At 73.0% G+C, this 26,916-nt stretch carries 26 protein-coding genes and 1 tRNA gene; 14 read left to right on the top strand and 13 right to left on the bottom strand.

Annotation, left to right across the window (positions count from 1 at the left end; genetic code table 11):
* Positions 1–49 precede the first annotated feature (49 nt).
* The 3 genes from ACIBP6_RS21740 to ACIBP6_RS21730 are packed head-to-tail and all read left to right on the top strand — an operon-like array spanning position 50 to position 3,006.
* Complete coding sequence (locus ACIBP6_RS21740; RefSeq protein ID WP_397054718.1) at positions 50–1,258, top strand: CaiB/BaiF CoA transferase family protein; 1,209 nt, start codon at positions 50–52, stop codon at positions 1,256–1,258.
* Positions 1,259–2,191, top strand: coding sequence for a hydroxymethylglutaryl-CoA lyase (locus ACIBP6_RS21735; RefSeq protein WP_397054716.1), 933 nt, complete (start codon positions 1,259–1,261; stop codon positions 2,189–2,191). It abuts the gene before it with no gap.
* A 38-nt stretch (positions 2,192–2,229) separates the two neighbouring features.
* The gene (locus ACIBP6_RS21730) at positions 2,230–3,006 is read left to right on the top strand and encodes an IclR family transcriptional regulator (RefSeq protein ID WP_397054714.1); all 777 of its coding nucleotides are present in this window, start codon (positions 2,230–2,232) and stop codon (positions 3,004–3,006) included.
* Positions 3,007–3,010: 4 nt separating this feature from the next.
* Here the strand turns inward: ACIBP6_RS21730 and ACIBP6_RS21725 are convergent, their stop codons facing one another.
* The 7 genes from ACIBP6_RS21725 to ACIBP6_RS21695 are packed head-to-tail and all read right to left on the bottom strand — an operon-like array spanning position 3,011 to position 11,209.
* Positions 3,011–3,820, bottom strand: coding sequence for a transporter substrate-binding domain-containing protein (locus ACIBP6_RS21725; RefSeq protein ID WP_397054712.1), 810 nt, complete (start codon positions 3,818–3,820; stop codon positions 3,011–3,013).
* Positions 3,817–5,178 (bottom strand): hypothetical protein, encoded by a 1,362-nt coding sequence (locus ACIBP6_RS21720; protein ID WP_397054710.1) that lies wholly within the window; start codon positions 5,176–5,178, stop codon positions 3,817–3,819. The genes ACIBP6_RS21725 and ACIBP6_RS21720 overlap by 4 nt, the downstream gene beginning before the upstream one ends.
* Positions 5,175–5,807, bottom strand: coding sequence for an FHA domain-containing protein (locus tag ACIBP6_RS21715; RefSeq protein ID WP_397054708.1), 633 nt, complete (start codon positions 5,805–5,807; stop codon positions 5,175–5,177). Before ACIBP6_RS21715 ends, ACIBP6_RS21720 begins: the two co-directional genes overlap by 4 nt.
* Positions 5,808–5,813: 6 nt before the next feature.
* Positions 5,814–7,100, bottom strand: coding sequence for a vWA domain-containing protein (locus tag ACIBP6_RS21710; protein WP_397054707.1), 1,287 nt, complete (start codon positions 7,098–7,100; stop codon positions 5,814–5,816).
* Positions 7,093–7,926, bottom strand: a complete 834-nt coding sequence (locus ACIBP6_RS21705) for a PP2C family serine/threonine-protein phosphatase (RefSeq protein ID WP_397055380.1) — start codon at positions 7,924–7,926, stop codon at positions 7,093–7,095. The genes ACIBP6_RS21710 and ACIBP6_RS21705 overlap by 8 nt, the downstream gene beginning before the upstream one ends.
* Positions 7,926–10,043 carry a serine/threonine-protein kinase gene (locus ACIBP6_RS21700; RefSeq protein ID WP_397054705.1) on the bottom strand — a complete coding sequence of 706 codons (2,118 nt, stop codon included), beginning with the start codon at positions 10,041–10,043 and terminating at the stop codon, positions 7,926–7,928. Before ACIBP6_RS21700 ends, ACIBP6_RS21705 begins: the two co-directional genes overlap by 1 nt.
* Positions 10,040–11,209, bottom strand: coding sequence for a hypothetical protein (locus ACIBP6_RS21695; RefSeq protein ID WP_397054703.1), 1,170 nt, complete (start codon positions 11,207–11,209; stop codon positions 10,040–10,042). Before ACIBP6_RS21695 ends, ACIBP6_RS21700 begins: the two co-directional genes overlap by 4 nt.
* A gap of 133 nt (positions 11,210–11,342) precedes the next feature.
* Between ACIBP6_RS21695 and ACIBP6_RS21690 the strand changes: the two genes are divergently transcribed.
* From ACIBP6_RS21690 to ACIBP6_RS21680, 3 genes are read left to right on the top strand one after another with little or no spacing between them, the layout of a single operon-like run.
* The gene (locus tag ACIBP6_RS21690; RefSeq protein ID WP_165969542.1) at positions 11,343–11,501 is read left to right on the top strand and encodes a hypothetical protein; all 159 of its coding nucleotides are present in this window, start codon (positions 11,343–11,345) and stop codon (positions 11,499–11,501) included.
* A gap of 32 nt (positions 11,502–11,533) precedes the next feature.
* Positions 11,534–12,808 (top strand): amylo-alpha-1,6-glucosidase, encoded by a 1,275-nt coding sequence (locus ACIBP6_RS21685; protein ID WP_397054701.1) that lies wholly within the window; start codon positions 11,534–11,536, stop codon positions 12,806–12,808.
* Complete coding sequence (locus tag ACIBP6_RS21680) at positions 12,805–13,278, top strand: hypothetical protein (RefSeq protein WP_132608713.1); 474 nt, start codon at positions 12,805–12,807, stop codon at positions 13,276–13,278. Before ACIBP6_RS21685 ends, ACIBP6_RS21680 begins: the two co-directional genes overlap by 4 nt.
* A 77-nt stretch (positions 13,279–13,355) precedes the next feature.
* On the opposite strand, the gene ACIBP6_RS21675 is transcribed toward ACIBP6_RS21680, so the two are convergent.
* On the bottom strand, positions 13,356–13,667 hold the full coding sequence (locus tag ACIBP6_RS21675; RefSeq protein ID WP_397054699.1) for a YtxH domain-containing protein: 312 nt from the start codon (positions 13,665–13,667) through the stop codon (positions 13,356–13,358).
* Between the two features lie 126 nt (positions 13,668–13,793).
* Between ACIBP6_RS21675 and ACIBP6_RS21670 the strand changes: the two genes are divergently transcribed.
* The 3 genes from ACIBP6_RS21670 (at position 13,794) to ACIBP6_RS21660 (ending at position 16,290) form a co-directional block, all read left to right on the top strand.
* A tRNA-Asn gene (locus ACIBP6_RS21670) sits at positions 13,794–13,865 on the top strand.
* Between the two features lie 396 nt (positions 13,866–14,261).
* Positions 14,262–15,392, top strand: coding sequence for a nitric oxide synthase oxygenase (locus tag ACIBP6_RS21665; RefSeq protein ID WP_397054697.1), 1,131 nt, complete (start codon positions 14,262–14,264; stop codon positions 15,390–15,392).
* Between the two features lie 124 nt (positions 15,393–15,516).
* Positions 15,517–16,290: an enoyl-CoA hydratase-related protein gene (locus tag ACIBP6_RS21660; protein ID WP_397054695.1), complete on the top strand. Its 774-nt coding sequence runs from the start codon at positions 15,517–15,519 to the stop codon at positions 16,288–16,290.
* A gap of 5 nt (positions 16,291–16,295) precedes the next feature.
* On the opposite strand, the gene galK is transcribed toward ACIBP6_RS21660, so the two are convergent.
* Positions 16,296–17,414: a galactokinase gene (gene galK, locus ACIBP6_RS21655; protein WP_397054693.1), complete on the bottom strand. Its 1,119-nt coding sequence runs from the start codon at positions 17,412–17,414 to the stop codon at positions 16,296–16,298.
* A 43-nt stretch (positions 17,415–17,457) separates the two neighbouring features.
* Between galK and ACIBP6_RS21650 the strand changes: the two genes are divergently transcribed.
* Complete coding sequence (locus ACIBP6_RS21650; RefSeq protein WP_397054691.1) at positions 17,458–18,297, top strand: 1-aminocyclopropane-1-carboxylate deaminase/D-cysteine desulfhydrase; 840 nt, start codon at positions 17,458–17,460, stop codon at positions 18,295–18,297.
* Here the strand turns inward: ACIBP6_RS21650 and ACIBP6_RS21645 are convergent.
* The 3 genes from ACIBP6_RS21645 to ACIBP6_RS21635 all read right to left on the bottom strand — a co-directional run bounded on the left by ACIBP6_RS21645 (position 18,231) and on the right by ACIBP6_RS21635 (position 19,969).
* Positions 18,231–18,902, bottom strand: coding sequence for a DUF6766 family protein (locus tag ACIBP6_RS21645; RefSeq protein ID WP_397054689.1), 672 nt, complete (start codon positions 18,900–18,902; stop codon positions 18,231–18,233). The genes ACIBP6_RS21650 and ACIBP6_RS21645 overlap by 67 nt on opposite strands.
* 79 nt (positions 18,903–18,981) lie before the next feature.
* Positions 18,982–19,362 carry a hypothetical protein gene (locus tag ACIBP6_RS21640; protein ID WP_397054687.1) on the bottom strand — a complete coding sequence of 127 codons (381 nt, stop codon included), beginning with the start codon at positions 19,360–19,362 and terminating at the stop codon, positions 18,982–18,984.
* Between the two features lie 61 nt (positions 19,363–19,423).
* Positions 19,424–19,969 carry a hypothetical protein gene (locus tag ACIBP6_RS21635; RefSeq protein WP_132608707.1) on the bottom strand — a complete coding sequence of 182 codons (546 nt, stop codon included), beginning with the start codon at positions 19,967–19,969 and terminating at the stop codon, positions 19,424–19,426.
* A 122-nt stretch (positions 19,970–20,091) separates the two neighbouring features.
* Here ACIBP6_RS21635 and ACIBP6_RS21630 point away from each other — a divergent pair, with 122 nt between their 5' ends.
* The 4 genes from ACIBP6_RS21630 (at position 20,092) to ACIBP6_RS21615 (ending at position 25,725) form a co-directional block, all read left to right on the top strand.
* Positions 20,092–22,260 (top strand): tetratricopeptide repeat protein, encoded by a 2,169-nt coding sequence (locus ACIBP6_RS21630; protein WP_397054685.1) that lies wholly within the window; start codon positions 20,092–20,094, stop codon positions 22,258–22,260.
* A gap of 68 nt (positions 22,261–22,328) precedes the next feature.
* Positions 22,329–23,045, top strand: a complete 717-nt coding sequence (locus ACIBP6_RS21625; RefSeq protein WP_397054683.1) for a TetR/AcrR family transcriptional regulator — start codon at positions 22,329–22,331, stop codon at positions 23,043–23,045.
* Positions 23,042–25,534, top strand: a complete 2,493-nt coding sequence (locus ACIBP6_RS21620) for a PEP/pyruvate-binding domain-containing protein (RefSeq protein ID WP_397054681.1) — start codon at positions 23,042–23,044, stop codon at positions 25,532–25,534. The genes ACIBP6_RS21625 and ACIBP6_RS21620 overlap by 4 nt, the downstream gene beginning before the upstream one ends.
* Before the next feature lie 56 nt (positions 25,535–25,590).
* Positions 25,591–25,725, top strand: coding sequence for a hypothetical protein (locus ACIBP6_RS21615; protein ID WP_397054679.1), 135 nt, complete (start codon positions 25,591–25,593; stop codon positions 25,723–25,725).
* Between the two features lie 89 nt (positions 25,726–25,814).
* Here the strand turns inward: ACIBP6_RS21615 and ACIBP6_RS21610 are convergent, their stop codons facing one another.
* The gene (locus tag ACIBP6_RS21610) at positions 25,815–26,606 is read right to left on the bottom strand and encodes an intradiol ring-cleavage dioxygenase (protein ID WP_397054677.1); all 792 of its coding nucleotides are present in this window, start codon (positions 26,604–26,606) and stop codon (positions 25,815–25,817) included.
* Positions 26,607–26,916 lie beyond the last annotated feature (310 nt).

Here is a 26,916-nt window from a genome sequence, read left to right as displayed (position 1 = left end):
CTGGGATGTAGACCCACATTGCGGGATAACGAGCTGGAGGGTGGGGGACATGGCCGATCTGAGCGGAGCCCTGGACGGTGTGCGGGTGCTCGAACTGGGCAACTTCATCGCCGCCCCCTCGGCCGGCCGCCTCATGGCCGACTTCGGGGCGGACGTCGTCAAGGTCGAACGCCCCCGCGGCGGCGACGAGCTGCGCCGATGGCGGCTCCACGAGGGCGAGACCTCGCTGCTGTTCCGCGCGATGAACCGGAACAAGCGCTCCGTGACGCTCGACCTGAGGCACCCGGAGGGCCGTACCGTCGCCCTCGACCTCATCCGCCGCTCCGACGTGGTGCTGGAGAACTTCCGCCCCGGCACCCTGGAACGCTGGGGCCTGGACGTCGAGCGCATGCGCGAGGCGAACCCGGGCGTCATCGTCGTGCGCATCTCCGGGTACGGGCAGAGCGGCCCCTACCGCGACCGCCCGGGCTTCGGCGGCGTCGCCGAGGCCGTCGGCGGGCTCAGGAACCTCACCGGCTACCCCGACCGTCCCCCCACCCGCGTCGGCATCAGCCTCGCCGACTCGGTCGCCGGCCTGTACGCCGTCATCGGCGCCCTGACCGCCCTGCGCCGCCGATCGGTCACCGGACGGGGAGACATCGTGGACGTGGCCCTGTACGAGGCGGTCTACTCCCTGATGGAGTCCCTGACCCCCGACTACGACGCCTTCGCCGTCGAGCCCGAGCGGACCGGCGCCTCACTGCCGGGCATCGCGCCGTCCGGCACCTACCTGTGTGGCGACGGCAAGTACGTCGTGATCAGCGGCAACGGCGACTCGATCTTCAAGCGGCTCATGCGGGTGATCGGCCGCCCTGACCTGGCCGACGACCCGGCACTGGCCGACAACGCCGGGCGGGTGCGGCGCGCCGGGAGCCTCGACGCCGCCATCGCGGACTGGACCGCGCGGCTGCCGCACGAGGAGGCGCTCAGACAGCTGGACGCGGGGCAGATCCCGTCGTCGCCCATCTACACGGCGGCCGACATCGCCAAGGACCCGCACTACGCGGCCCGCGGCATGCTGGAGCGGCACCGCGTGGCCGTCGCCCCGGGCCACGAGCGCGAGGTGGCCTTCCCCGGCGTCGTGCCGAAGCTCGCCGAGCAGCCCGGCCGCACCCGGTGGCTCGGCCCGGAGCTGGGCGAGCACACCGACGCCGTACTGGCCGAACTCGGCATCGACGACGCGCGGCGCGCAGAGCTGCGCGACCTGGGGGTGATCTGAATGACCGGCACGACCGACGAGGTCCTCATCACGGAGGTCCTCCTGCGGGACGGCCTGCAGATCGAGCCGGTGGTCGTCCCGACCGCCGACAAGATCCGGCTGGCGTACGGGCTGATGGCCGCCGGGCTCACCTCGCTGGAGGTCGGCTCGTTCGTCCACCCGGAGAAGGTGCCGCAGATGGCCGACACCGACCGGCTGGTGCGCGAGCTGCGCCCCGCGGAGTCGGTGGCCCTGCACACCCTGGTCTTCAACGAGCGGGGAGCGCGCCGGGCGATCGAGGCCGGGGCCCGGCACGTGCGGTTCGTCGTCTCGGCCAGCGACGGCCACAGCAAGGCCAACGCCGGAGTGCCCACCCAGGACGCCCTCGCCCGCCTGCGCCCGGCCGCCGAGCTGCTGACGGGGGCCGGGGTGCGGATCGAGGCGACCATCGCCACGGCGTTCGTCTGCCCCTTCGACGGCGAGACCGCCCCGGAGCGGGTCGTGGACGTGGCCGGGTCGCTGAGCGCGTTCGGCATCAAGGTGCTGCACCTGGCCGACACGATCGGGGCGGCCAGTCCGTGGCACGTCCGGCGCACGGTCACCGCCGTGCGGGCGGCGTTCCCGGACCTTCCGCTCGGGCTGCACCTGCACAACACCTACGGCATGGCCTCGGCGAACGCCTGGGAGGCGCTCCAGCTGGGAATCCGGCGCTTCGACGCCTCGCTGGGCGGGGTCGGCGGCTGCCCGTTCGCGCCCGGCGCCGCGGGCAACATCGGCACCGACGACCTGGTCAACCTCTGCCATCACGCCGGCTTCGCCACCGGGATCGACCCCGGCAGGCTCGTCGCCGTCCGCGAAGAGGTGGGGGCGCTGCTGGGCCACCGGCTCGACTCCGCGCTGTCGGCCGTGCCGGCCGAGCCGGTGGCCGTGCGCGGGACGGCCGCCGCGCCCTGACGTACGGTATCTTCCGAAGTCGCGTCGGGAAGGCACTGATGGGCAAGAGCGAAGAATCGGGCACCTCGCAGGTGCTGGTCCTGCGGAAGATCCGCCAGATCCTCGAGTGCTTCACCGTCGAACAGCCCGAGCTGACCCTCCAGCAGATCACCAAGATCACTGGGCTGCCCGCCAGCACCTGCCAGCGGCTGGTGAACAGCCTGCTGCGCGAGGGCTTCCTCGACCGCAACGACGACGTCTACCGCATCGGCCTCGACCTGGTGCGCTGGGCCGCCCCCGGCACCCTCGGCCTCGACATCGTGCAGCTCACCCGTCCGGTGCTGCGCCGGCTGCGCGACCAGACCGGCGAGTCGACCGCCCTGTACGTGCGCGACGGGCCCTACCGCACGGTGGTGAGCCTGGCCGAGACCCGCTACTCGGTGATGCGCATCTTCACGGTCGGCATGGTGATGCCGCTGCACGCGGGCTCGGCCGGCAAGGTCTTCATGGCCTTCGACCCCGCGGCCCGCCGCGCGGCTGTCGGCCACGGCCTGACCCGCCACACCCCGCGCACCGTCGTCGACATCGACGTGCTGGACGAGCAGCTCGCCGAGGTGCGCAGGCGCGGCTACTCGGCGACGTTCGAGGAGCGCGACGTCGGCGCGGCCTCCATCAGCGCGCCCGTCTTCGGCCACACCGGCGACCTCGTCGCGGTCCTCGGCATGATCGCTCCGACGCAGCGGCTGACCCCCGCCGACGTGGGCGACCTCGCGCCGCGGGTCGTGGCGGCGGCGGAGGACGCCTCCCGGCGCCTCGGCCACCGCCTGCCCGCCTGACGCGCTACGCGCAGCCCTCGAACTGCGGCACCGCGATCGTGCTGAGGTCCAGCCCGGACGTGCCGAACCACCGGTGCAGCAGCTTCGCCGTGGTCCCGTCCTGGTACATGTCGGTGATCGCCCGGTTGACCGCCTCGCAGCCCGGCACGTCGCCCTTCGGCAGCCCGATCCCGCTGCGCTGCTCGTTGAACTGCGCGTTGTTCAGCCGCAGCCCCGACCCGTCCTGCATGGCCAGGCCCGCCAGGATGACGTCGTTGGTGGTGACCGCGTCCACCTGCTCGCTCTTCAGCGCGGCCAGGCACGCCTTGTAGTCGGCGAACGGCACGACCCGCGCCGGCACCTTCCGCTCCTCGAGGACGCGCTGGGCCGCGTTCGAGCCCTGGACCTCGCAGATCCGCCGGCCCTCCAGATCGCGCACGTTCGCGATCCTGTCGTCCGGCCGCGTCAGGATGTCCTGGTAGGAGATGTGGTACGGCCCCGCGAACAACACCGTGGCCTTGCGGTCCATGCTGATCGTGTACGTCGCCACGACCATGTCGGCCCGCCCGTCCACCAGCACCTTGTCCCGGTCGGCCGCCAGCACCGGCACGAACGTGAACGGCTTGCCGAGCTTCCCGGCGACGTAGCGGGCCACGTCCACGTCGAAGCCCTCGAAGGAGCCGTCCGCCTTGCGGAAGCCGACCGAGGGCAGGTCGGGGCGCACCGCGATGACCAGCTCGTCCTGGTCCACGATCGACTCTGCGGCGCCGGTCCCGCATCCGGCGACCACCGCCGCGGCCATGAGGGCGGCGACGGCCGCAAGCACCCGCTTCATCGGTACTCCTTCAGTCGAGGCCACACCCCGGCGACCACCAGCAGGCCGATCACGCCGATCGCGAACGGCAGCAGCCGCCACAGGCCGTCCAGCGTGTTCTCGCCGCGGCCGATCGCCCGCTCGAACGCGCTCTCATGCTGCTCGGACAGCGCCACCAGCGAACGGTCGTAGGCGTCGAACGCCTCGCCGACCGGGCCGAGCCGCGCCTCGACCGCCTCGCGCACCCGGCCGTCGGCCGCCCGCGCGCGGAAGTCCATGTCCGCGGCCTGGAACCGCCGGTAGGCGTCCATGGCCGCCTCGCCGCTCCTGCCGACCAGCTCGGGGCCGAGCAGGCCGCGGAACCCTTCGCCGGAACGCCCGGTCACCTTGGCGTGGTAGGTCTCCAGGTTGCCCGCCTCGACGTAGAGCACCGACAGCGACTTGTCCAGATACATGTGCTCGTAGGTGTCGGCGCGGGCCTTGTCCAGCAGGTAGCGGCTCTGGTCGCCCTGCATGCTGTTGCTGATCGCGCGGGCCCTGGCCAGCGTCAGCATCGAGTCGAACCCGGCGGTCTTGGCCTCCCGCAGCGCCTGCTCGTCCTGCGCCAGCACGTTCGACCCGAAGAGCAGCGCGACCGCGGTCGCCACCGTGGCGGCCAGCAGCGCCGGCCCGAACACCCGGCGGAACCGCCTGGCCAGGTAGACCTGCAGCACCAGCAGGCACCCGAGGGCGAGCAGCCCGGCCAGCACGACCGCGCCGCGCAGCAGCGGCACCGTCAGCGCCTTGTCGTCGTACGTACGCCGCACGATCGTGCCGTTCTCCAGCGTCAGGTTGTACGCCTGCGGCAGCAGCACCAGCCGCATCAGGTCGGTCGCCTGCCGGTGGAGCAGGACGACGTCGTCCGCCGGCGGGCCCGGCGGGTGCGGTGACCGCTGGTCCAGCAGCAGCGCCTGCGCGGCCAGCCGCTCGTACCGGCCGAGCCCGTCCAGCACCGACTGCACGGTGCGCCGTTCGGCCTCGTTGTCGCCCGACAGCTCGAACGCCTTCAGCAGCGCCTGATTGGCCTCCGACCGGCGCCGCTCGTACCGATCCACGGACTGCTGCCGCTCCCGGTCGTACGCCTCGCCCATGACGAGGGCGTCGGCCACCTGGGCGTCCATGTCGCTGAGCGCCAGGTAGAGCCCGGCGGTGGCGACGACCTGCGGGCCGGCGTCGCGGCCGATCACCCGCAGCCCGTCGCCGACGGTCCAGGCGCCCGCCGCGAGCGCCGCGAACAGCAGGGCGAGCGCGGCGGCCGTCACGCCGGAGATGACGCGGATCCGTCCTGGGACGCCGCGCCGCGCCGGCGCCGGCGCGGGCCGCGTCTGCACGATCGTCACGGTGCTCCCTCCCTCAGGGTGATGACCGTCCAGGCGCCGACGTGGATCCGGTCGCCGGCGCCCACCCGGACCGGCACGTTCACCGTGAGCGGCCTGCCGTTCAGCTGGGTGCCGTTGGACGAGCCCGGATCCACCAGCAGCCACGAGCCGTCCGGCTGGGCCAGCAGCACGGCGTGCAGATGGGAGACGCCGGGATCCTCCGGCGGCCCGGTCAGGTCGATCTCGGGCGCGAGGTTCCTGGCCCGGCTGCGCCGCCCGATGCGCACCTGCTCGCCGGACAGCGCGAACGACCGCTGGGGGCAGTACGGCGGGAACGCCACCGATCCGGCGTCCGGTCCGCCCTCGGCGATGACCTTCTCGTAGTACGCCCGGTCGGCCGCGGTGACGGCCTCCCACCGGACCCCCGTCACGTGGGCCGGGATCGGGGCCGGGGCGCCGGTGCCGGTGTAGTCGTGGCCGCACACCTCGCAGAAGTGCCCGGCGCGCGGCGTCCGGCAGACGGGGCAGCTCGCGGGCGCCGACTGTGGTGCGGGCTCACTCCTCGGCGGGGAAGTGGGGGCCAGCTGCGTGCCGCAGACGTCGCAGTAGTCGTCCGCGCCCGACGCGTGCCCCTGCGGACAGGTGGCCATCACCGGTCAGCTTCCTTCCTTGCGCAGCCGGCTGGTCCGCACCGAGCCGGTGTCGAGCTCCAGCACGTCGGTCTTGTCGACCTTGTTGCGCAGCCGGGCCGTCCCCGTGACCGGGTCGACCTCGACCACCTTCTCCAGCAGGCGGGCGGTGTCCTCCCGGCCGGACTCGGCGGCGAGTTCGCGGGCCTTGGCCAGGCGGGCGGTGGCGGTGTCGACGTCGCCCATGGCGCGCGCGCCGAGCCCTTCCTGGATGAGCTCGTGCAGCTCGACCTGGCCGGTGTAGTGGGCGACCTTCCCGTTGATCTGCGTGGACTGCGCCAGGTCGTCGGTCCACTGGGCCAGCACGTTGCCGCTGGCCACGACCTCCTGGGTGTCGGGGCGTACGAGCTTGACCCAGCCCGCCCTGATCTCCTGGCCGATCTGGCCCGGCGGCACCTCGACGCAGATGTGGTACTCGCGATCCTCCGCGCCCCAGGAGCCGGTGGGGTAGTCGCCGGTGAGCGGGTTGACGTCGGTGCGCTTGCCGGTCAGGTCGAGCAGCGTGGGGGAGACCTGCTTGACGAACATCAGCCGAGCGGCCTGCGGCACCCACACCCGCAGCGACAGCTCGGCCACGGTCTTGCTCATCGACGCCTGCGTGAGCCGCCGGAAGTACTCCGGCAGGTCCCCCTGGTCGCGGACGTAGTCGAACGTGCCGAGCATCGCGTCGGCCACCTTGCGCAGCTCGGCAGGCACCCAGTCCGCGCCGATGCCCAGCGAGTCGCACACGAACGTGCCGCTCCACTCCCGCAGCACCGCGTCGAACTCCCCGGCGCGCTCGTTGTTCTGGCCGTCGGTCATCAGCAGCGCGTGCCGGATCGCCGACGGGCGGCTGGTCAGCAGGTGCCCGGCCAGCTTCAGCCACTCGCCGATGGCGGTGCCACCGTGCGCGAGCAACTGGTTGACGGCCCGCTCGGCCTCGGCCCTGGTGGCCGGGCTCGCCGGGACCAGGCCGGTGTCGCCGCCGGGGAAAACCACCCTGGCCTGCCCCGTACCGGCCACCACGGCGAAGTGCACGCCGTCGCGCAGGGTCCGCACGGCCGTCACCGCCGCCTCCCTGGCCTCGCGGATCTTGGCGCCGCTCATCGAGCCCGACGTGTCAATGATGATCACCTCGGCCGCCTCGGCGGGCGCGGCCTGCGTGGTCGCCGTGCCGGTCGAGCCGATGGTGAGAACGGCGTGCACCTCGCGGCCGTCGAGCGGCAGGTACTTGTTCTGGTCGATGGTCAGCGTGAAAGCGGGCTGCTCAGCCATGCACTTCTCCTAAGGGGATCAAGGCGATCGTCACGTTGTCCTGGCCTCCCGCGTCCAGCGCGTGCCGGAGCAGCTCACGGGCCATCTCGCTGGGGGTCCCGGAGACCGGGAAGGCGTAGCCGTCCAGGTAGCGCCACAGGCCGTCGCTGCAGACGAGCAGCAGGCCGGGCTCGCGCGGGGCCAGCGTCCGCACGTGGGGGCGGACCTCGCCGGCGTCGGCGCCCAGCCAGGCGGTCAGCTCGCCGGTCTCCACCACGTCGTCCGCCGTCAGCGGCGTGGCCGCCGGGGAACTCCGGGGCAGCCAGTACGCGCGCGTGTCGCCCGCCCAGCTCACCGTGACCGTCCCACCCTCCGCCACGGCGGCCACGTACGTGCAGGCCGGGGCGTCGTCCACCGAGGTCGCCAGCTTGGCCACCGCCCGGGCGGCCAGCTCGAACGCCTCCGCCTGCGACGCCCCTCTGGCCAGCGCGGCCGAGGCGGTCCCGGCTGCCGCCGCGGACGCCTCGTCGGCCCGCGGCGAGCTGCCCACACCGTCGCACACCACCGCCACCACGGCCCCGCCCGCCTCCAGCAGCGCCACCGCGTCCTCGTTGCGCGGACGGCGCAGGCCGCGGTCGGTCACCGCCGCCGCGCCGCCGCCGAGCACCGTCTCGGCGTGGTCGCGGCCCGTCGGCTGGCGCAGCCCGCACCGCTCGCAGTAGCCCTCCGCGTCCACGGCCGCCGCGCCGCAGGAGACGCAGGCCGGCGCCCCGAGGGCGTGACCGCACGCCTCGCAGTACGACTCGCCCGCCCGCACCGGCGCCTCGCAGACCGGACAGCCCGCCATCACAGCCACGTCCTCGGCCGTACGGCGTTGGCCTGGTCGATGAACGCGTGGCGTTCCTGGCGCGAGCCGGCGGCCCCCGCCAGCCTGCGGTAGATGCCCTCCAGCCGCCGGCGCAGCCCCGCCTCGGTGAACGGCGCCCCGCCCAGCAGCACGCCCTTCGGCGGCGGGTTCGACTCCAGCCAGGTCAGCGCGCCGCGCAGCACCTCGGCGACGAGCTGGTCGCGGCGGCGCTCGTCCAGGTCGCTCTGGGCGGCCACCCGTTCGGCGGCCTCCACCAGCTCCTCCGGGCGCAGCCCGCTCACGTCGGGCCGCCGCACCACCGAGACCGCCAGCGCCACCTGCGCCGCCACCCGGTAGACCGACGTGGCGGGCACCGCGTCCAGCACGTTCATCCGCCCCGCCCTGGCCAGCCCGAACGCCGCGCTCACGTAGGCACGGTCGGTACGCCAGACGAGGTCGTGCCAGAAGGCGGCCGGCTTGCCCGCGCACTCCAGCGCCAGCGCGAGAGCCAGCTTGGGCGCCAGCTCGCCGGGCAGCTCCGACACGCAGGCGTCGAACAGCGACACCGCGTCGTCGTGCCGGCGCGCGGCCAGCGCCTGCACCGCGCGGAACCAGGTGACGCGCCAGTCACCGGGCAGCTCCGCCTCCAGCGCGTCCAGCACGCCGGACGCCTCCGGCGCGCCCTCCTCGGCCAGCAGCCGGGCCCGCGTCAGCTTCGTCTCAGGGGTCTGCGGCAGCGCCCCGAGCTGCTCGATCAGCTTCCTGCCGTCGCGGCCCGCCAGACCGGCGAGCGCACCCGCCGCCACGTCCGACGGATCCACCAGCGGCGCCGGCAGCGCGGCGGCCGCCACCACCGGGTCGAGCGGCCCGAACACGGCGCGTTCGTCCTCCGACAGCGCCGTGCCCACCGCCGTGCGCTCCGGCCCGAACAGCCCCGAGGACGCCGGGTACGGCACGCCGTCCTCGAGCGCGCTCACCTCCCGCAGCACCCCGACGAGCTGCTCCTCCATCTCCCACGCGCTCTGGAACCGGTCGGCCGGGGCCGGCGCGGTCGCCTTGCGCAGCAGCCGGGTGAACGACGGATGGCCGCAGTCGACCGGCAGCGGCGCCGCCACGCCGCCCTGCAGCGGGCTGAACCCGGGGATCGCCAGCACCGCGAGCGTCCTGGCCACGGTGTAGAGGTCGGACGCGACCGACGAGGGCCGGCTGCCCAGCTCGGGGGCGTGGTAGCCGGGCGTGACCCACGACGACCCCACCGGCGAGCCGATCGGCTGCACGGCGCCCATGTCGATGAGCCGGAGCCGCCTGCCGACCCTGATCACGTTGGCCGGTTTGAGGTCGCAGTAGACCAGGCCGTGTTCGTGCAGGTAGGCGAAGGCCTGGAGGATCTCCCGGCCGTACACGAGGGTCTCGCGCAGCGGGAGCGGGCCCTGGCGGCGCAGGTCGTGCAGGGACTGGCCGCCGACGTACTCCATGACGATGTAGCCGAGCCCGGCCGAGCGCTCGAAGTTGAAGATCTTGACGATGTTGGGGTGGTCGACCGCCGTCAGGAACTTCCGCTCGGCCTCCGCCGCCGCCAGCGCCTCGGCGTCCATCGTGTTGAGCAGGCCCTTGAGCACGACCCAGCGGCCGTCGAGGTTCTCGTCGGCGGCGAGGTAGACCCAGCCCAGCCCACCGTGCGCCAGACAGCCCAGCACGCGGTACTGGCCGCCCACCAGGTCGCCCTTCTTCAGCTTCGGGGTGAAGGAGAAACGCGTCCGGCAGTGCGGGCAGAACCCCTCCGTCAGCCCGGGACGCCCGTCGCGGGAGCGCCCCACCGGCTGCCCGCAGTCGGGGTTCGCGCAGAACCGCTTGGACTCCGGCACCTCCGGGTCGGGCAGCACCGCACCGGCCGGGTCGCGCTCCGGCACCGACGGCAGGTCCGCGACGGTGGCCGGCACGCCTGCCCGCGACCGCCCGCTGCCCGACGGCGAGCTCGGCGGCCTGCTCACCGGCCGCGTCTCGACGGGGGCCGGCTCCGGCGCCGGCAACGGCGGCGCGCTCGCCGCCAGGCCGCACAGGTCGCAGTAGCCCTCCTCGATCGTCCCGGTGCAGCCGGGCTGCGCGCAGCGGGTCATCCTGGCCTCCGTGTGTCTCCGTGTAACGCGCGCCGGTAGTCCTCGACGGCCGCGGCCGCCCTCGTCAGGTCGCAGGGGGCGGTCCACAGCAGCGTGCGCGCCCGCTCGTACAGCCGGACGGCGTCCGGGTCCTCGGCCAGGCCCTTGCGCGCCGCCGTCATCTGGAAGGCGCCGAGCCGGCCGCGTAACTCGTCGCGCCGGCCGACCAGCCCGTACAGCGCCTTGGCGGTGGTCCGCGCCCGCTCGGCGGCCGTGCGGATCTCGTCCTCCAGCGCCGACAGCCGCCTGGCCCGCCGCACCCACGGCTCGGCCGAGACGTCCAGGGTTCGCAGACCGGCGGCCAGCGCGTCGACGCGGCCACGCGGCAGGGCCTGCGGCGGCAGGGCGATCTTGACGACGACCGCGCCGTGGGCCAGCCGGGCCTCGCTCTCGGCAGAGCGCACGTCGTCGAGCGCGGCCGTCAGGTTCTCCCGCCGCCGGGCGTACTCGGCCCTGACCGTGACCGCCAGCTCCAGCTCCGCCCGCGTGCCGGCCAGCAGCTTCGCCAGCCGGTCGAGGTCCTGCGCGACGGCCGCGCCGAGGGGATCCCGCACCACCGCCGTGCGCAGCCGGGCCGGCTCCCGCGCGTCCACGCCGGCCTGCTCGCCCAGCTCGCCCTCCAGCTCGCGGATCCGGCGCAGGTCGGCCTCGGCGGCGTCGAGGCGGGGGAGCACGGCGTTCCACACCGCGTCGATGTCGTTGAGCGCGGAGGTGACCTCCTGGAACGCGGCGTCCATCCGGCTCACGGCCGCGTCGAGGGTCAGCCGCTCGTCCGCCTGCGGCAGCAGCGAACGCCGCTCGACCGGCTGCGTGGCCGCCCGCAGCACCACCGACGGGCCGGACAGCAGCTCCGTCAGGCGCGCGAGCCGCTCGGCGCCCATCCTGCCGCGCTCGCCCCGCACCCGCTCCGCCTCCCGCAGCACGCCGCGATAGGCGTCGTGCAGCGACCACAGCACGGCCAGCGACTGCTGCGCCCCGGCCCACCGCCGTTCGGTCGCCCCCCGCAGGGCGGCTCCCTTCAACAGCCGGTACGTCGTATGGGATTCCAGGTCGAGCAGGTCGTCGGAGATGCGGTCGCGCTCGTCGGCGCGGGCGCGCAGCGCATGCTCCGCGGCCTCCCTGCTCATCGGCGGTCCCAGGCTGATCACGCTCCCGTGCGAGCGGGCCCCCTGACCGGTCGGCGGGGGAACCCTGACTTGTCCCTGATTCAACCCCGGCCCGCCTGCAATCCGCTTAAAAGATCTCATAGCGTTCAGAGGTATGGGACGCATTCTTCTGATCATCGTGGCCGTCGTGGCCGCGCTCGCACTCGTCGGGCCCCTCGTGGGCTTCATGCTCACGCTGCTCAAGTGGGGGCTCATCATCGGTCTCGTGGCGCTCGGCGTCGTGTTCGTGTCGAAGTGGGCCACGCGGACATAGCGTCATGAGGCAACGCCAGTCATAGTTGGGTGATGGAGTCGCGGCCCGCGGTCGACGATGCCGCGCTCGGGCGCGAGGCGATGGCCGTGCTCGAGGCGAACTGGACGGGCTCTGGCACCGTGCCCGCGCCAGGGCTCTACCCGCACCAATGGAGCTGGGATTCGGCGTTCGTCGTCATCGGCCTGGCCCGCCATCGCCCCGACCGGGCCCAGGACGAGCTGCTCAGCCTGCTGCGCGGGCAGTGGGCGACCGGGATGGTGCCGCACATCGTCTTCCACACCCGCGAGGCGTACTTCCCCGGGCCCTCCGTGTGGCGCTCGCAGGAGCACGACGCCGCGCCGCGGGTGCTCACCTCCGGGCTCACCGCGCCGCCGCTGCACGGCCTCGCGCTGTGGTGGCTCTACCGTTACACCGGCGACGCGGCGTTCGTCCGGCGGGCGTACCCGGCGCTGGCCGCCCAGCACGACTACCTCGCCGCCACGCGCGACCTCGGCGGCGCCGGACTGGCCGCGATCGTCCACCCGTGGGAGTCCGGCATGGACGACAGCCCCGCCTGGGACGACGCCCTCGCCGCGCTCCCCGCCGTCGGGTACGGCCAGCGCGGCGTCGAGATGGCCGAACGCCACCCCGCCAGCGACCACGACCGCTACGTCTGGCTCGCCCTGCGCTACCGGGACGCCGGATACAGCCCCGAATACCTGCGCGACGAGCACCCGTTCGCGATCGAGGACCCGCTGTTCAACGGGATCTGGCTGGCCTCCTGCCAGGCCATGGCCGAGCTGGCCCCGCTGGCCGGCGCCGACCCCGCCCCGCACGCCGAACGGGCCGAGCGCATCCGGCGGGCGCTGGTCGAGCGCCTGTGGGACGGCTGCTTCTACGCCAGGGACCTGCGCGCCGACCGGCTCATCAGGGTGGGCACCGTCGGCTCGTTCGGCCCCCTGCTCGACCCCGGGCTGCCGCACGAGCACGTACGCGCCGCCGTGGAGATCCTGGAGTCGGCCAGGTTCATGGGGGCGACCGGCTACCCGGTGCCGAGCTGCGAGATCCGTGCTCCCCAGTTCGACCGTACCCGCTACTGGCGCGGCCCCTCCTGGGTGAACACCAACTGGCTGCTGCGCCGGGCCGCCGCCGTGCACTCTCTCGACCAGCTCGCCCGCCAGCTCACCAACGGCACCCTGCGACTGGTCCGGCAGGCCGGTTTCCGGGAGTGTTTCGACCCCTTCGACGGCAGCGGACGCGGCTGCCGCGACTTCTCATGGAGCGCGGCTCTCACCCTCGATCTGCTCGCCGATACCGTGGTGGAATGAGTCTTTTCCGCCGCCTGCCCGCTGAGGTGCGCAAATCGCTGAAGACCGAACGCGGGGAGCGGGTGCTGACGTTCGCCGGCGCCGAGAACGGCCACGTGGTGGCCACGAACCTGGCCCTCCACCTGTCCGACGGCACGCGGGTGCCGTACGAGGAGATCGACAAGGCGTCGTGGGACGAGGACGGCGTACGCGTCCTCACCACCGACGGCCTCTGGCACGTCGAACGGATCGCCGAGCCGCGCATGCTGCCGGAGACCGTACGCGAGCGGGTCAACGCCACGATCGTGGTGAACAAGCACGTGAGCCTGCCCGGCAGGGGCGGCGTGCGGCTGGTGGCGCGGCGGCCGCCCGGCGGCGAGGTGCTCGGCTGGACATTCGTCTTCGACGACGGCCTCGACCCCGACGACCCCGGCCTGCGCGCCCAGGCCGAACAGGTCCTGGAGGGCGTACGCCGCAGCATGGGCGTCTGAGTCGGGCTCAGCGGTGGTGCGTCGCGACAGCGGGCGCGGCGAGGCATGGGGCGCGCGGCCCCATGCCTCGTTCGCCGTCAGTACGGGATGCCGCTCTCGCGGGCCTTCTTGTCCGCGAGGTCCTCGTCAGGCCAGCCGGTGCCGGTGTCGTGCTCATGAGATCCGAGGAACGGGATGCGCTGCTGCAGCGTGTCACCCATCTTCGTGCGGGCCATCCCCGCCAGCTTCGACGCCTGCGCGCCCATCACCCCGGCCATCTCCTGCACCCGCGGGTTGTCGGCGACGCGCCGGGCCGACCGCCTGATCTGCTCGTACCGTTCGCGTCCGGCGCGGCTGCCGAGCACATAGCCGACCGCCATACCAACAGCGAATGTCATTCGATAACGCATATTGCACCTCCGCTGTCTCCGGGCCTACCCCGCTCACGATGCGACACGCACTCCAGGAGTGCGCTAATCTATTCCTGCGCGCCACGCAGGGGCCACAAGGCCCCGGCGAAGTGCGCAAACGATCGATCCCGCGTAGCTCAACGGCAGAGCAGCCGGCTGTTAACCGGCAGGTTATAGGTTCGAGTCCTATCGCGGGAGCTCAAGATCACAGCTCGGGCCCCTGTCCTGGATCAAGGACGAGGGGCCTGAGTCGTTCCGGGAGCCACTCCCCGGGTTCGTCTCCGTCGCTCAGCTCCATGAACGATGACCGGCCTGTTCTCCGTCATGGTCGGGGTCGTGGAACGACGGGCAACGTCGCGGTCAAGGGCGGCGGGTCTGTCCGGATTTCACGCTATGTAGTGTGCTCATCACATGATTTCGGGATTTCCGGGACAACGCAGGGTGTGGCAGGGAAAGATGAGGGCGCCGGTTCTTCGTGGGCCGGAGCCGCGGGAATGTCGTGATGGTGGCGAGGAGAGGGCGCCGCCAGCCAGGACGTGTCGCCGACCCGGAATCGGCGGGGCGATCCGATGACGGAGAAGTGCTGGTTGCCGCGTGCCTACCTGGATCAGGTCCCTGCGTCCCTTCGAGATGCCCACCGCCCACGCGGTGGCCGAGCGCACCACCGACCTCCGCGAGGCGGAGCGCTTCATCAGGCTCTTCCACGCCGAGAACCCCTCCGCTGGAGGACTGCACGCCCGCCTGCGCGACATCGCCAGGGACATCGCCCGCTACGGGACCTACACCCACACCTACGAGGAGCTCGAGTTCGGCGCCCGCGTGGCCTGGCGCAACAGCAGCCGGTGCATCGGCCGGCTGTACTGGCGTTCGCTGCGGGTCCGCGACCGGCGGCAGGTGAGCGCGGCCGAGGGCGTGGCCCTGGAATGCGTGGCCCACCTGCGCGAGGCCACCGGAACGGGCAAGATCCGGCCGACCATCACCGTCATGGCGCCGGACGCCCCGTCCCTGCCCGCCCCGCGCATCCTGAACGACCAGCTCATCCGCTACGCCGGATACCGCACCGAGGACGGCGTCGTGGGCGACCCGCGCAACGTCGAGCTCACCGAGACCGCCCGGGCGATGGGGTGGCGCGGCAGGGGCGGCCGGTTCGACGTGCTGCCCGTCATCATCCAGCCGGCCCTCGGTGAGCCGCTGCTGTGCCACCTGCCGGGCGACGCCGTGCTGGAGGTGCCGCTGACACACCCGGAGTACGCGTGGTTCGAGGAGCTAGGGCTGCGCTGGCACGCCGTTCCGGCTATTTCGGATATGTGCCTGGAGATCGGCGGCATCTGCTACCCCTGCGCCCCCTTCAACGGCTGGTACATGGGCACCGAGATCGGCGCCCGCAACCTCGCCGACGCGGACCGTTACGACCAGCTCAGAACGGTGGCGCGGCGGCTCGGCCTGGACACCTCCACCGAGCGCACGCTCTGGCGCGACCACGCCCTGGTCGAGCTGAACGTGGCCGTGCTGCACTCGTTCGAGCGGGCGGGGGTCACGATCACCGACCACCACACCGAGTCGCGCCGCTTCCTCGCCCACCTGTCGAAGGAGGAGAAGGCCGGGCGGGTGTGCCCGGCGGACTGGTCGTGGATCGTGCCACCCCTGTCGGGCGGCGCCACGCCCGTCTTCCACCGCTACTACGACACCCGCGTACTGAGCCCCAACTTCGTCCACCGCCATTAGCCGCTCGCGCGGGGGCGGCCCGCCCAGGTCGCGGGCGTCGCGGCAGCCGTCCCACGCCGGATCCCGGGCCAAGGGGTCACCGTGTCCTTGCCTTCCCGGGCTAGAACATGATTCGGTTGACGGTATGGCGGAACTCGTGCTTTCGACGCTCGACCAGGGCGTGCTCACGCTGACCTTCAACCGTCCCGAGACCCTCAACGCCTGGACCGGCGCGATGGGGCGGCGCTACTTCGACCTCCTGGCCGAGGCCGAGGGCGACCCCGCGGTGCGGGCGGTGGTGGTGACCGGCGCGGGCAAGGGGTTCTGCTCCGGCGCCGACTTCAAGACCCTCGCCGCCATCCAGTCCGGCTCGTACGAGGAGGTCCCCGACCCGCGGCCGAACACGTTCCCCACGACCATCGGCAAGCCGATCATCGCCGCCGTCAACGGCGCCTGCGCCGGCCTGGGCCTGGTGCACGCCCTCATGTGCGACCTCGTCTTCACGGCCGAGGAGGCCAAGTGGACGACGGCCTTCGCACGCCGGGGCCTGATCGCCGAGTACGGGCTGTCCTGGGTGCTGCCCCGCCTCGTGGGCCCGCAGCGGGCCATGGACGTGCTGCTGTCGGGCCGGACGTTCACCGGGCGGGAGGCGTACGAGATGGGTCTTGCCAACCGGGCCGTGCCGGGGGAGTCGCTGCTCGCGCGGGCGCAGGAGTACGCCAGGGAGCTGGCCGTGCACAGCTCCCCGGCGTCGATGGCGGTGATCAAGCGGCAGGTCTGGCACGACTGGGACGTCACCCTCGAAGAGTCGGCCAAGGCGGCCACCCAGGAGATGGCCGCGTCGTTCAAGCGGCCGGACTTCCAGGAGGGCGTCGCCAGCTTCCTGGAGCGCCGCCCGCCGAACTTCCCGCCCCGGTAGCCGGGTCAGACCACCTCGACGCGGCGGGCGCCCGCCGCCGGGGTGGCGGGCAGGAAGCGCGGGGCGCGGAAGCCCCGTTCCTCGTACGCCTTCGACACCGACTCCTTGACGCCGTCGAGGCGGTCGACCGGCACCAGCGCGATGGCCGAGCCGCCGAAGCCGCCGCCGGTCATCCGCGCGCCCCGCGCCCCGCCCCTGATCGCCGCCTCCACTGCCACGTCGAGCTCGGGGGCGGAGACCTCGTACTGGTCGCGCAGCGACAGGTGGGAGGCGTTGAGCAGGGCGCCGATCTCGGTGACGGCGCCCGCCCGCAGCAGGCCGATGAGGGCCTCGACGCGGTGGTTCTCGGTGACGACGTGCATGACGCGCTTGCGCTCGTCGCCCTGGAGCCGGTCCAGTGCCCCCGCCAGGTCGGTGACGTCGCGCAGGGCGGCGACGCCGAGCTTGCGGGCGGCCGACTCGCACTCGGCGCGGCGCTTGGCGTACTCGCCGCCCGCGTGCTCGTGGTGCACCTGCGTGTCGATGATCAGCATGCTCAGGCCGTGGGCGGCCAGGTCGAGCGAGATCGTACGGGAGGCGAGCGAGCGGCAGTCGAGGAAGAGCGCGTGGCCCTCCTCGCACAGCGCCGAGGCGGCCTGGTCCATGATGCCGCAGGGCATGCCGACGAAGTCGTTCTCGGCCTTCTGGCTGAGCAGGGCGAGCTCCATGGGCGTCCTGCCGAGGTCGAGCGCGTCGTTGAGCGCCGAGGCGACGGCCACTTCGAGGGCGGCGCTGGAGCTGAGGCCGGCGCCCTGCGGCACGTCGCCGTCGACGGCGATGTCGGCGCCCGCGACGTCGTCACCCATCATGTCGAGCACGCCGACGACGTAACGCGTCCAGCCGGTCGACTGGTCGTGGCTGGTGAAGGTGGCCGGCTCGCCGGGGGACTGCAGGGACAGGACCCGGATGACGCCGTCGCTGCGCGGGGTGACGGCCGCCGTGACGCCCCACGGCACCGCGAACGGCAGCACGAAGCCGTCGTTGTAGTCGGTGTGCTCGCCGATGAGGTTGACCCTGCCGGGTGCGTGCCAGACGGTCTGGGGCGACCCGGCGTAGGCTTCACGAAAAGCTTCAACAACGCGCATAACCCAACACTCCTCAACAGGGACCCGTCCGTAGACTAGCGCCATGGAGGAGCTCCTGGATCCAGGGCTCGGGCGGGTCCGGGTGTTCCTGATGCACGACGACAACAAGCCGCGCAAGCTCAAGTACAACCTGGGGCATCGCCGGCTGCTGACGTTCGGCGGGGCGTACTCCAACCACATCAGGGCCGTCGCCGAGGCAGGAGCGCGCCACGGCATCGAGACCGTCGGCGTCATCCGCGGCGAGGAGCACCTGCCGCTCAACCCGGTGCTCGCCCGCGCGGCGGCCTGCGGCATGACGCTGACCTACCTCGACCGGGCCGCCTACCGCCGCAAGCACACCGAGGAGGTGCGGGCCGCGCTGCGCGCCCGCTGGGGCGCCGACATCGCGATCCTGCCCGAAGGCGGGAGCAACGCCGCCGCCGTGCGCGGCTGCGCCGAACTGCCGGGGGAGATCCCGATCGGGTACGACGTCGTCTGCTGCCCGGTCGGCACCGGCGGGACGCTGGCCGGCATCGCGGCCGGGCTGCCGGAGGGCAGACGGGCCCTCGGCTTCGCGGTGCTGAAGGGAGCCGGGTTTCTGGAGGGCGAGGTCGCCAGGCTGCAGCGGGAGGCGTACGGGCGTACGTGGCCGAACTGGGCGGTCAACCTGGACTACCACTTCGGCGGCTACGCCAAGTCGACACCGGCTTTGGACGCATTTATCGCGAAATATCGTGTGGAAGGGGTGTATGTGGCGAAAATGCTCTACGGCATCGTCGACCTCGCCCGCCGCGGCGCCTTCGCTCCCGGCACACGCGTCGTCGCCGTGGTCACCGGTCAGCCCTCGACCCCGGTCGACGTGTGCGCCGCGCCCACCGGCTTCGACTCCGGCGAGCCCCGCTGACGCAGGTAGATCGACAGCACCACCATCGACAGCACGGCCAGCATCTCCGACTGCCAGTTCTGCAGGCTGCGGTTCCAGAACTCCGCGGAGGTCACGTACGTCCCCCACGAGACCGGGTCGCGCAGGTCGATCAGCCGCTCCGAGTTGTACGCCGCCTGTCCCGCGACCGACTGCGCCAGCCACGACAGCAGGAAGATCGTCCCCATCACGAGCCCCAGCGAGTTGCTGAACAACCACAGCCGCGGCCCCTTGACCCGCGCCCACTTCGGGGAGTCGTCGTCGGCGTAACGCCCGATCTGCTGGCGTTCGTCGGACTCGGCCCCCGCGGCGTGCGGCTCCTTCGACTCCGGCGAGCCCTTCTGCACCAGCCAGACGGTGAGCATGATGAACAGGAAGAACTGCAGGTACTCCGACTGCCAGTTCTCCGCCACGTCGACCGCGTACGACGACGAGGCCACGTACGCGAGGAACGAGATCGGCGTCAGCCCCTGCGCCAGCTGCTGGTCGTTGTACTCGTGCAGGCCCGCCACCGCCTGGCCGCCCACGGTCACCAGGAACAGCGCCAGGAACGCCACCGACAGGGAGTTCTCCCTGAGCCATCTCACAGCCTCGACCATCCCATCGCGAAGAAGCACGCCAGCCCCGCCACGATCACCAGCAGGGTCAGCGTGAACATCACCCGCATCAGTCCTCCACCTCGCAGTCGTAAGGGAGGTCGCGCACCGGCGTGCAGCCCGCCGCCCTGATCCGCCAGCCGTCGCCGAAGCGGTGCAGGAAGAGCGTGTCGCCGGCCAGCCGCACCTGCGCGTCCTCGCCCCACACGCTCACCTCGGTGACCCGGCCGCCGGGGCCGAAGCGCAACTCGCGCAGCGCGTCGGCGCAGCTCTGGCCGGGGTCGGGGAGTTTCTCCGCGGACTCGGGCGCGAGCATCGCGCACGCGGCCTGGGTCTGGCCCGCGGAGAGTGCCGCGTGGAAACGTTCGGCGGCCCGCGCGGGGGAGCCGGTGTCGGGGGCGCAGCCGGTGACGGCGAGTGCCGACGCCAGCACGATGAGCGGCAACCTCATGGGGGCGTGCTACCCACTTGCCCCCCATGCATGCCGCGCCGCGGTACGGGCGGCGGGACCCTCAGCCGAGTTGGTCGAGCACGGGAGACACCAGCGCGTTCAGCTCGCGGACCAGCACCGTGACCGCGCGGTGGGCGCTCTGCTCGACCTCCTCGTGCGGGCCCTCCGGCTCCGGCGGCAGGTCGTCGAGCGGCAGCGGCGCCTCGACCAGCAGCGACGCGCGCAGGAACGGGCTGCGCGCGAGGTCCTGCTGGGTGGGTTCGACGTACTGGCCGAAGGTCTCCTGCCAGCCCAGCCAGCCGCGGTCGCGCCACCAGGTGCGCGAGCGGCGCAGCTCGTCGGGCAGCGGCGAGACGATGCGGACGCGGGCGTAGAGCGTGCCGTCCCAGGTGTTGCGGTGGCAGGTCGCCTCCAGGACGCGGCGGTCCCACCGGATCAGGCCCGGGTCCAGCGACGGCGGCGTGGCCAGCCGCCAGGCCGCGCAGGCGAACCGCACCGGCGCGATGTCGCCCCACTCGAACTCGTCGAGCTTCTTGCGTACGTGTACGGCGTAGCGCCCGTCACGATCCCTGTCGAACTCCTGGTCGATCCAGAACGCCTTGCCCATGCCCCCTACGCTACGGCGCTCTCGCCCCTGGCCGGGGCAGGTCCGGAGATCTCAGAATGCCCTGTGACAGGCGTCTCATATATGTAGCTTCTTCACATTGATCTATGACTTTGGGGTGAGGAATGGCGTCAGAACAGCTCGACGCGGCCATGGACCACTGGAAGGCCGGAGAGCTCGACGCGGCCGCCGCGCTGTTCCGGCAGATCGCGGCCACCGGCGACCCGGAAGCGTCCCACCTGCTGGCCGGGCTGCTGCAGGAGAGCGGGGACCTGGACGGCGCCGAGGCGGCGCACCGCTCGGTGATCCAGTCGGGCGACCCGGTGTTCGGGCAGCGTTCCGCCATGGCCATGGGGATGCTGTTCATCCAGGCCAAGGAGTGGGCCGCCGCGCACCGGGTGCTCTCGATCGCCTCTGACGGCGCCGACTTCGAGGTGGCCGCGCTGGCCGACACGGCGCTGGTGCTGGTCTGCACCCAGCTGGGCGACCCGCCGGGCGCGCAGGCGGCGCTGGAGCGGGCCCGCAGGTGCCACAGCCCTTCCGTGGCGGAGCTGGCCGCACGGCTGGAGGTGCCCCGCTTCCCCGACGACCCGGTCCCGGCCCGCCACCTGTACGACACCGCCGAGGACGAGGACGACCTGCGCGCCCTGCTGACGTGCGGCGACCCCGAGGTGGTCTCGCTGGCCGCCCTCCGGCTCCACGGCGTGTACGCCGAGCAGGCCCGCTTCGCCGCGGCCCGCGAGGTGTGCGAGCACGCCGTCGCCGTCGGCCACCCCGATCACCGGGCCATGGCCTACCGGCTGCTCGGCGCGGTGCTGGACGAGCTCGGCGAGCACGCCGAGTCGGCCGCCGCCTACCGGGTGGCCGCCGAGGACCCGAGGCCGGAGATCCGGCTGCCCGCGCTCATCGGGCTGGCCGAGGTGTCCGCGCGGCTGGGCGAGGACGCCGAGGCGAAGGCCCTGCTGCGCCGGGTGGTCGCCAGCGGCCACCCGGCGCACGCCGTGCACGCCTGGGCCTGCCTGGCCAGGACGCACGCCGAGGCCGGTGAGACGGACGCCGCGCTGGCCTCGGTCTGGGCGGTGCTGGAGGAGGGCGAGCACACGTGGGCGCCGGCCTGCGTCGGCCTGCTCGGACAGCTGCTGGACCGGGACCCGGACGCCCGCGACGAGATCGCGGAGCTGGCCGTGCTCGCCTCCCGGCACCCCGACCGCGACGCCGCGTTCCAGGGCGCGCTGCTGCTGGAGCACGACGCCCTCCATCCGCCGCCCGACGGGCCGGTCGAGGAGCGGGCGCTGCGCGACATCGACGCCGGCCTCCACCGGCTCAGGGCCGGTGACGTGGCGCAGGCCAGGCGGTTGCTGCGCCGGGCCGCAGACGCCGGCGCGGCCGTCCAGTCGCCGCGGGCCATGGTGGCGCTGGCCGAGCTGGAGCTCGGCGTGGGGGACCGGGAGCAGGCCGACGAACTGCTGACGTACGTGGCCGAGGGTGACGACCCGGTGCGGGGCTTCCACGCGGCCTTCCTGCTGCACCTGCTGCGCGAGCCGCACCCCGTGCTGGAGGCGCTGCTCGGCCGCCGGCGGCTGGGCCGAGAGGAGGGGCTGGCCCGGCTGCGGGCGGTCGCGGAGCACCACGACGCGGCGGTCTCCGCGATCGGGGCCGCCGTGTACGGGCACGCGCTGGCCGCGGCCGGGTCCGACCTGCCGGTGGCGGTCGCGATGCTCCGGTCCGCGGCGGCCGGCGGGGACCCGCTGGCGCTGTCGTACACGGCGGTGGTCTGCAGGCGCGTGCCCGGCGAGGGGGCCAGGCTGTTGCGGCGGGCCAGGACGAGCGGGCATCCGGCGCTGGCGCACTGGGTGGCCTGCCTCGACGGCGTCGCCGTGCCGGGGACGCGGCGCCCGGAGGGCGGGCGGTGGTCCGCCGGCGAGGCGCCCGCCACGCTGCTCGCGATGCACCTGGGCGGGCTGGCCGCGGGCAACGGTGACTTCCCCGAGGCCCTGACCTGGTACCAGCGGGTCATCGACGCGGGCGGCGAGCACGCGGGGCCGGCGGCGGCACACCTCGGCGCGTTGTGCCACCGGCTGGGGGACCGGGACGGCGCACTGCGCTTCTACGCGCTGGCGCTCGGGCTCACCGAGCAGGAGGACCTGGTGGCCGAGGCCGCCTGCCGCCTGGGCGAGATCCGGTACGAACGCGGCGACCTGGAGCCGGCCAGGCGGCTGCTGGAACAGGCGGTCGCGACCGGCCACCCGGTGTACGCCCACGAGGCCAGAGCCCTGCTGGCCAGAATCCGCTGAACGGAGGGTTGCCGAGAATTAAATGACCAAATAGTCTCATCTAGTCAAACAAATGAGAGGTGAGACGTATGGTCAGGGCCGGACGTCCGCCGCAGGATCCGGCGCGCCACCGCGAACGCGCGCACCGCATCCTCGACGCCGTGGGCGAGCTGGTGCTGCGCTGGGGCTACGACAAGACCACGATCGACGACGTGGCCAAGCGCGCCGGTGTCGCCAAGGGCACCATCTACCTGCACTGGAGGACCCGCGACGACATCTTCGCCGCGCTGCTGCGCCGTGAGCGGCTGCTCATGCTGGCCGAGGTGCGCGAGAAGGCGCCCGCCACGCTGGGCGAGCTGTTCGGCGAGTTCGCCCGGGCGCTGCTGCGCCGGCCGCTGCTCCAGGCGGTGTTGTCGGGCGACTCGGAGGTGCTCGGCAAGCTGACCCGGCGCAAGTGGCGCGGCGGGCTGCCGCTCGGCGGGGCGTTCGCCGCGTACCTGGCCGAGCTGGTCGAGCACGGCGCGGTGCGCGAGGACCCGGGCGACCACGTGGTGGTCGTCACCTCGATCGTCCACGGGTTCCTCTTCCTGCCCGACGGCATGCCGGAAGAAGCCAGGCCGTCCGGCGACCGGCTGGCGGAGCTGGTGGCCGACACCATCGAGCGGGCGCTGACCACGGGCCGGCCCCTCTCCCGCGACGCCCGGGACGCCGTCGCCCGCGCCACCCTCGGCTTCCTCGACGCCATGGAGGAGACCGCCCACGACAAGCTGGCCGCCTCCCTCGGCGCCAAGGAGGCCGTGCGATGAAGGCCGTGCTCCCGCTGGACGACGCCGCGGCCGACCTCGCGACCGTCGGTGGCAAAGGAGCCTCACTGGCCCGGCTGACCAGGGCCGGGCTGCCGGTTCCGCGCGGCTTCCACGTCACGACGGACGCCTACCGTTCGTTCGTGGCCGGGTTCCGCGACGAGATCCTGCGCGCCGCCGCCTCCGGTCTTCCTGAGCGCATTCCCGGGCTGTTCGCCGCGCACGACCTGCCCGCCGGCCTCGCCGCCGAGATCCAGGCCGCGTACGCCGCGCTCGGCCCGGACGTGCCCGTGGCGGTGCGCTCGTCCGCCACGGCCGAGGACCTGCCCGGCATGTCCTTCGCCGGGCAGCAGGACACCTACCTCAACGTCAGAGGAGACGGCCTGCTCGACGCGGTGCGGCGCTGCTGGGCCTCACTGTGGAACGCCCGCGCCATCGCCTACCGCGACCGCAACGGCGTGCCGCACGACGACGTGGCGCTGGCCGTGGTCGTCCAGGAGCTGGTGGACGCCGACGCGGCCGGCGTCATGTTCACCGCCGACCCGGTCAGCGGCGCCCGCGACAGGATCGTGATCAACGCGTCGTGGGGGCTCGGCGAGTCGGTCGTCGGCGGCCACGTCACCCCCGACACGGTCGTGGTGTCGGGCGGCGCGGTCGTCGAGGCGCGTACCGGCGACAAGACGGTCATGACCGTGCGGACCGCCGGCGGCACCGAGGAGCGGCCCGTCCCCGCCGGCCTGCGCGGCGCGCCGGTGCTCGACGACGCCCAGGCCGTCGAGCTGGCCCGCGTCGGCGCACGCGTCCAGGAGCTGTACGGCACGCCGATGGACATCGAGTGGACCTGCCGCGACGGCGCCTTTGCGCTCGTCCAGGCCCGGCCCGTCACCGCCCTCGAACCGCCGGCCGAGGAGTGGAACGACAGCCTCAAGGGCGACCACCTGTGGAGCGCCGGCAACCTCGGCGAGGCCATCCCCGGCGTGATGACGCCGCTCACGTGGTCGTTCGTGCGCGTCTTCATCGGCGAGGCCATGTCCTCCTCGACGCTGCCCGGCGTCGACCTGGTCGGCAACATCGGCGGCCGCTTCTACATGAACCTCAGCGCCGTCTACACCATCGCCGGCGCGGCCGGCATGCGTAGCAGGATCGGCGCGATCGAGCAGGTCTTCGGCAAGCTGCCGCCCGGCCTCGACGTGCCGCTGGTGGACCTGACCCGTCTGCAGGTCATCAGGCGCGTGACGCCCGTGGCCGTTCGCATGCTGCGCCGCGTCCGACGCCACGCCAAGGGCCTGCACGCCTTCCTGGCCACCGCCCGGCAGACCTTCGAGGACGTGCGCGGGCACGTCGCGGTCGCCGGCTCCGCCCCCGAACTGGCCGAATTGTGCGAACGGGAGCTGCTGCCATACCTGGTCACCGCGAGCCGCATGCTGGAGGCCGCGGGGCGCCAGGGCGGCTCCACCCTGGTCCTCACCCGCGACCGGCTTCGCCGGCTGGTGGGCGACATCGACGCCGAGGCGATGCTGACCGGCGTCAACGGCGACGGCGAGCTGGCCAGCCTGGGGCCGGTGATGGGTCTGGCCCGGCTGTCCCGCGGCGAGATCACCAGGGACGAGTTCGCCCGCGCGTACGGTCACCGCGGCCCGCACGAGTTCGAGGTGTCGATCCCGCGGCCCGCCGAGGACCCGGCATGGATCGACGCCCAGCTCGCGGGCCTGCGCGACATCACGGCCGGCACCGAGGCGCTGCTCGAACGCCAGCGCCGGGCCCGCGAGGAGGCGTGGGCCCGCTTCGCCCGGCGTCACCCCCGCAAGGAGGCGAGGATGCGCGCCCGCGTCCGGCGCTGGAACGCGGTGGTGCGCGACCGGGAGCAGGCGCGCTCCGAGGTCGTCCGGGCGTTCTGGGCGCTGCGGGCGTTCGCCGTGCGGGCGGGGGAGCTGACCAGCCGCGGCGACGACGTCTTCCACCTGTACGTGGAGGAGCTGCTCGCGCTGCTGCGCGGCGACGCGGGCGTGCTGGAGAAGGTGCCGGCCCGGCGGGCGGCGTACGAGCGGTACGCCGCCCTGCCGCCGTACCCGACGCTGATCGTCGGCCGGTTCGACCCGGTGCGCTGGGCGGCCGACCCCGACCGGCGCCCCGACCTCTACGACGCGCGCGGCTCCCGCGTGCCGGTGAGCGACACCGTGACCGGCTTCCCGGGGGCGCCCGGCGTGGTGGAGGGCGTCGCCCGGGTGATCTCCGGCCCGGAGGAGGGCGAACGACTCAAGCCCGGCGAGATCCTGGTGACCACGCTGACGAACGTCGGGTGGACGCCGCTGTTCCCGCGGGCCGCCGCCGTCGTGACCGATCTGGGCGCGCCGCTGTCGCACGCCTCGATCGTGGCCAGGGAGCTCGGCATCCCCGCCGTGGTCGGCACCGGCAACGCCACCATGCGCGTTCGCGACGGCGACCTGATCAGGGTGGACGGCGAGCGCGGCACGGTCGAGTCGCTGGGATGAAAAGTCTGCGCCAAGTCCGCGCTTCCGGCGGCCCGCGTGTGATCACTTTGGTGCCCATGATCGAACAGTGGGTTTCTGAGGACGAACGCGAGCTGGAGGCGCGCTGCGCCCGGTTCAGGATCGCCAAGCTGGCGCTGGACCGGGGCGCCGCGGAGGAGCACGAAGCCGAGGAGGAGGATTCGGCGGCCTGACCGTGGACGAGGGCGAGCCCGGACACGCACCCGGCTCCCCTGCGCGGTCGGGCGTTCCGCCGGCTCGGCTGTGCCGGGCTCGGGTGGGGTCAGGTCTCGGTGGACAGGGTGATGGCGGCGAGGTAGCCGTCGCCGTCGGGGACGGTCATCAGGAGCATGCTCTCGTCGAAGTCCTCGTCGGCGGCGTTGAACACCGTGCGGCCGGTGCGCTGTGCGTACGGCTGGGTCGCCATGACCGTGCGGTTGAGCGTCTCGTCGAACATCAGCTGGGTGGTGAGCACCCGTTGGTCGGCGATGTGGACCATGGCGTGGATGTGGATCGTGCGGCCGTGGTACCAGCCGGGCCAGACGGTGGTGAACTCCACGACGCCGTCGGCGTTCGCCACCTGGGCGCCCCGCAGGTAGCGCTTGCGGTCGGCGGGCTTCATGTCGGCGAACTCGCCGTTTGCCAAGGGCTGGAATCCCGCGCTCAGGGCGCCGGCGGCGGACAACGACTCGGCACCGGAGTAGAGCCCGTTCGCGTCGCAGTGCCAGATCTCCACCACCGCGTTCGGCAGCGGCCGGCACGTCCTGCCGTCCTGCACCTTGATCGCCACGCGCAGCCGTACGCCCGGTTTGCCCTCGCGGATGTCGCCGCGGACGAGGTCGGCGTCGAAATAGAACGGGCCCTGGGTGACGGCGGTGGTCATCCGGCACGTACGGGCCTCGGCGAACAGGGCGGTCACGTCGCCGGCGGTGGCCGCCCGCGGTGTGGTCGTGGCGACCGACGTCGTGCTCTCCGCCTTGGCGCACGCGGTCAGCAGGCCGCCGAGCCCGATCGAGCTGATGCCGGTGATCAGCCGCCGCCTGCTGACCCGCTGACCTTCGTGATCGTGTCCCACAGCGCTCCTTCTCCGGGGATCCACGGGGATGTTGCCGATGCTACGAAGACCACGGGGCGAACTACGGGGTGACCTGCGACTTTGGCTGGATCTTTGTGCGTGATGGCACGTTCGTGGCGTGCCGGGAAAGTGCCCGGAATCGGGGGAGCGGCGATCACGTGGTTCTCAACCCCGCCAACTGGCGCCATAGGGGTAAAGTCACACAGGGTGACGACAGGGATACCGGCCCGGCGACGCCGCGAACCGGCCGTAACACGTACGTGAACGATCTTCCGGTCGTGACTCGTGACTTTCTCCTTTTTCGTGACCG

The sequence above is a fragment of the Nonomuraea terrae genome (assembly GCF_044465245.1).
GTDB lineage: Bacteria > Actinomycetota > Actinomycetes > Streptosporangiales > Streptosporangiaceae > Nonomuraea > Nonomuraea terrae.
This window is presented reverse-complemented; position numbering and strand designations above follow the sequence as displayed.